The sequence below is a fragment of the Streptomyces sp. WELS2 genome (assembly GCF_013870595.1).
GTDB lineage: Bacteria > Actinomycetota > Actinomycetes > Streptomycetales > Streptomycetaceae > Streptomyces.
This window is the reverse complement of the sequence record NZ_JACBWZ010000603.1, coordinates 1-3,946: the sequence shown is the minus strand read 5'-3', so window position 1 is coordinate 3,946 and position 3,946 is coordinate 1. Positions and strand designations below refer to the sequence as shown.

At 74.5% G+C, this 3,946-nt stretch carries 5 protein-coding genes; 2 read left to right on the top strand and 3 right to left on the bottom strand.

What is annotated here, in order from left to right:
- Window positions 1-301, bottom strand: a 301-nt coding sequence (locus H5J33_RS26480) for a 1-acyl-sn-glycerol-3-phosphate acyltransferase (protein ID WP_181797370.1), incomplete at its 3' end; no start/stop codon positions are given.
- Window positions 302-418: 117 nt separating this feature from the next.
- On the opposite strand from H5J33_RS26480, the gene H5J33_RS26475 reads away from it, so the two are divergent.
- Window positions 419-1,711: a cytochrome P450 gene (locus H5J33_RS26475; protein ID WP_181797369.1), complete on the top strand. Its 1,293-nt coding sequence runs from the start codon at window positions 419-421 to the stop codon at window positions 1,709-1,711.
- A gap of 110 nt (window positions 1,712-1,821) precedes the next feature.
- Entirely contained in the window at window positions 1,822-3,441 is a 1,620-nt protein-coding gene (locus H5J33_RS26470) for a peroxidase family protein (RefSeq protein WP_181797368.1), read from the top strand.
- Window positions 3,442-3,464: 23 nt separating this feature from the next.
- Here the strand turns inward: H5J33_RS26470 and H5J33_RS26465 are convergent, their stop codons facing one another.
- Both H5J33_RS26465 and H5J33_RS26460 read right to left on the bottom strand, forming a co-directional pair.
- On the bottom strand, window positions 3,465-3,725 hold the full coding sequence (locus H5J33_RS26465; protein ID WP_181797367.1) for a hypothetical protein: 261 nt from the start codon (window positions 3,723-3,725) through the stop codon (window positions 3,465-3,467).
- Between the two features lie 30 nt (window positions 3,726-3,755).
- Window positions 3,756-3,946, bottom strand: a 191-nt coding sequence (locus H5J33_RS26460; RefSeq protein ID WP_181797366.1) for a hypothetical protein, incomplete at its 5' end; no start/stop codon positions are given.

The window sequence follows — 3,946 nt, the reverse complement described above, 5'->3', positions numbered from 1 at the left end:
CGTCGGCGGCGTGCCGGAGGGCGTCCGGGGCGCGGCGGCTGCCCCGGTGCACGGGTACGTGGCCCTCCCGGGTGAGGGCCCGGCCGAGCAGCGGTACCCGCCACAGTCCGGCCGTGGCCAACACGGCGGGGCGCAGGCCGAGCCGGTGCAGGGTGCCGAGGAGCAGGACCGGGTCGAAGAACGAGGTGTGGTTGGCGGCGAGGAGGCGACCGGGGCCGGGGGCCCGCGCCAGATGGCCGGCGCCGGTCACGCTCGTGTCGCTGAACACGGGCACCAGCGCCCCGGCCCACGCCGACAGCATCGGGCACTCCTCTCCGCCGCGCCCCCCGGACGCCCATCGTCACCCGCGCCCCGCCCGCCCGCACCCCTCTGCCCCGAATGCCCGTCCGGCGTGCGGTGACCGCGCCCCGGTGGCTGAATGACCGGCATGGACTTCCTCGCCGCGTATGACGCGATCCCGGAGGACGACGTCCCGCAGCGGGTGGCTCTGCTGCGGCGGGCCATGACGACCGGCAGGGCGGAGCTGTTCGCCGAGCTGCGTGCCCGCCGGCCGGTGTTCGGCACGCCGGTCGGTGTGTTCGTCACCCGGCACCCCGATGTCCTGGAGGTGCTGTCGGCGCCCGAGACGTTCACCGTGGGTGTGTTCGGCCCGGCGCTGGAGGACGTGCTCGGCGGGCCGTTCATCCTCGCCCGGGACGGCGCGGACGTGCACTGGCGCGAGCGCGGGTACGGGCAGCTGATGCTCGCCGCGGAGGACGCGCCCCGGGTGCGTGACCTCACCGCGCGGATCGCCGACGAGGTGCTGGACGAGGCGATCGGCCGGGGCGCGGACACGTTCGACCTCGTCCAGGACTACGCCCGCCTGGCCGCCGCCCGGATCGCCGTCGCCTATCTGGGGTTCCCCGGCGTCGAGGAGGAGACGCTGCACTCCTGCACGCGCCGGATGCAGTGGGCGTTCGCCGTCAACCCCGGCCGTGACCCGGAGATCCACGCGGCGGGCGTGGCCGCCGGCCGGGAACTGCACGACCGGGTCGCCGAGGTGATCGCCCGCCGCCGGGCGGCGCCCCACGACGGCGGCGCGGACGACGTGCTGGGCCGGATGCTCAGCACCCGGCTGCCCGCCGAGTACGGCTTCGACGACGAGCGGGTCAACGCCAACCTGGTCGGCTACCTGACGGGCTATCAGCAGAACGCCACCCAGTGCACGGCCACCGCGCTGAAGGAACTCGCCCTGCGCCCGGAGGCGTTGGCGGAGGCGGAGCGCGCGGCGGGCGAGAGCGACCCGTCCCGCTTCGACGCCTACGTGTGGGAGGCGCTGCGCTTCCATCCGTTCGTTCCGGTCACGCCCCGGCTGTGTGTGCGTGACCACCTGCTGGCCGCGGGCACCGGGCGGCAGACGCTCGTCCCGGCCGGGAGCGTGGTGCTGGCCTGCTTCGCGTCGGCGATGTTCGACGAGGAGGTGCTCGACGCGCCGGACGAGTTCCGGCCCGGACGCCCGCCCGCGCACAACCTCGTCCTCGGCTACGGCGCCCACGACTGCGTCGGCCGGTACGCGGCCCGGGTCATCGTGCCGGAGCTGGTGCGGCGGGTGCTGCTGCGCCCCGGCGTACGTCCGCTGCCCGGAGCCGAACGCGCCCTGGACTACGCGGGCACCCCGTTCCCGCAGCACTACACCGTGCGGTCCGGCCGCGACGCCGTCCCGGCGCCCTGACCCCGGGCCCGGCCGGTCCGGGACCCGGCCGCCCGCCGATCCCGGAACCGACCGTTCCGTGAACCCGCGATCCCGGAACCGACCGATCCCTGAACCGACCGGAGGATTCGATGACCGTCACGTCCCGACCGCCCCAGGAGGGGACGCCACCCTGGACCGGGGCCAGGGACAGGTCCAGGGACGGGCTGCGCAACCGCTTCGAGACACATCTGCTGACCCACTACGGCCCGGCCTGGCAGGCGGCCCAGCGCAACCGGTGGCTGCACCGCAGGCTCAACTCCCGGCTGATCGACCTGGCCGTGCTCAAGGCGCCGCCGCGCCCCAACCCGCTGAGCACCAAAGCCCCGTACACCTCCTGGGACTCGCTGACCGACCGGACCTGGGTGGGCCGGCAGCTGCCGCCGGTGACCGGGGTGCGCCGGGACCTGCCCGCCCCGCAGCGGGTGGCCGAGCTGTTCCGGCGCGAGGGCGAGGGCCGCCTCTGCACCCGGTCCAGCGCGCTGCTGCCCGCGTTCGCGCAGTGGTTCACCGACGGCTTCCTGCGCGGCCACGCCGCCACCGGCGACCCGCGGCGCACCGATTCGCCGCACACCCTGGACATGTGCCAGCTCTACGGCGACCGGGAGGAGGTCACCGCCTGTCTGCGCGTCTTCAGGGGCGGCCGGCTGAAGAGCCGGATCGTCGACGGCGGCGAGTTCCCGCCCGCGCTGTGCGAGGGCGGGCGGATCAAGGAGGAGTTCCGGGCGATCCGGCCGGTGCGGTTCGACGAGGTCCCCGAGGAGTTCGTGGACACGCTGTTCGCCTGGGGCGGGGAGCGGGCGCACGCGCACATCGGGCCGATGGCGCTGAACGTCCTGTTCCTGCGCGAGCACAACCGGGTCGCCGGCCTGCTCGCCGGCGCGCACCCGGACTGGGACGACGAACGGCTCTTCCAGACCACCCGCAACACACTGATCGTGCTGATGATCCGGGTGATGCTCGAGGAGTACATCAACCACATCACGCCGTACCACTTCGGTTTCGTGCTCGATCCGGTGCGCACCGACCGGGGGGTCTGGCACCGGGAGAACCGGGCGACGATCGAGTTCAGCCTCGTCTACCGCTGGCACAGCCTGATCCCGTCGACGTACACCATCGCGGGCCGGCCGGTGCCGCTCGCGCACACCATCGCCAACGGGCGGCCGGTCGTGGAGCGGGGTCTCGGTCCGCTGTTCCAGGACCTGTCCCGGCAACCGGCCGGGCTGTCCGGTCTGTTCAACACCGATCCGCTGCTGCTGCCCATCGAGGAGCGCAGCGTCGCCGTCGGCCGGGAGCTGCGGCTGGCCTCGTACAACGACTACCGGGCCTACTACGGCTTCCCCCGGGTCACCGATCCGGGGCAGATCACCGGCGATCCGCGGGTCCAGCGGGCGCTGACGGACGTGTACGGCGACATGGACGCGATCGATCTGCACGTGGGGCTGTTCGCGGAGGAGCCGGAGCCCGGGGCGATCTTCGGCAGGCTGCTCGAACGGATCATCTCCGTCGACGCGTTCTCCGAGGCGCTGAACAACCCGCTGCTGGCGCCCCGCCTGTTCGGGCCCGCCACCTTCTCCCCCGAGGGCTGGGAGATCATCCGGCACACCCGCAGCTTCTCCGACCTGGTGCACCGCAACCTGCCGGAGGACAAGGGGCGTTACGCCGTCTCGCTCGGCCGGAGCGCGGCGGACGCCCGGGCCGCCGCGGACTGAGCGGGTTCACCGCCCGGCCGCGTTCAGTCCCGGGCCGCCGCGTGGGTGCGCAACGCCTGTGCCGCGGCGCGCAGTTGCCGGGCCGCCGTGGCGCACGCGGCGGCCTGCTTCTCCAGCGTGGGGAGGCTCCACTCCGGGGCCGCCGGACAGCCGGCGAGCGTGTCCGCGGTGGCGCGCAGCCGCCGGGCGTACTCGTCCATCAGCTGGGCGTCCGACCGCAACGCCTCGGCCCGGCCGAGGAGTCCGGCGTCGTACGTCGTGATGTCGGGGGACTCGGTCACCATGGCGGACTCCCGTGGGGGGGGGTGGGGGCGTCAGCGCGGCAGGACGGCGCCGGCGCTGCGGTGGAGCATGAACTGGGGGCTGGTGAGGACCAGTCGGGGGCGGGCCGTGGCGATGCCGAGCCGGCGCAGAGGGCCGGCGAGGGGTTCGGCGGCCCCGGTGTCCAGCCTCAGCCGGATGCCGCCGCCGCTGTGCAGCCGCAGTCCGCCGTGGGCCCGGACCA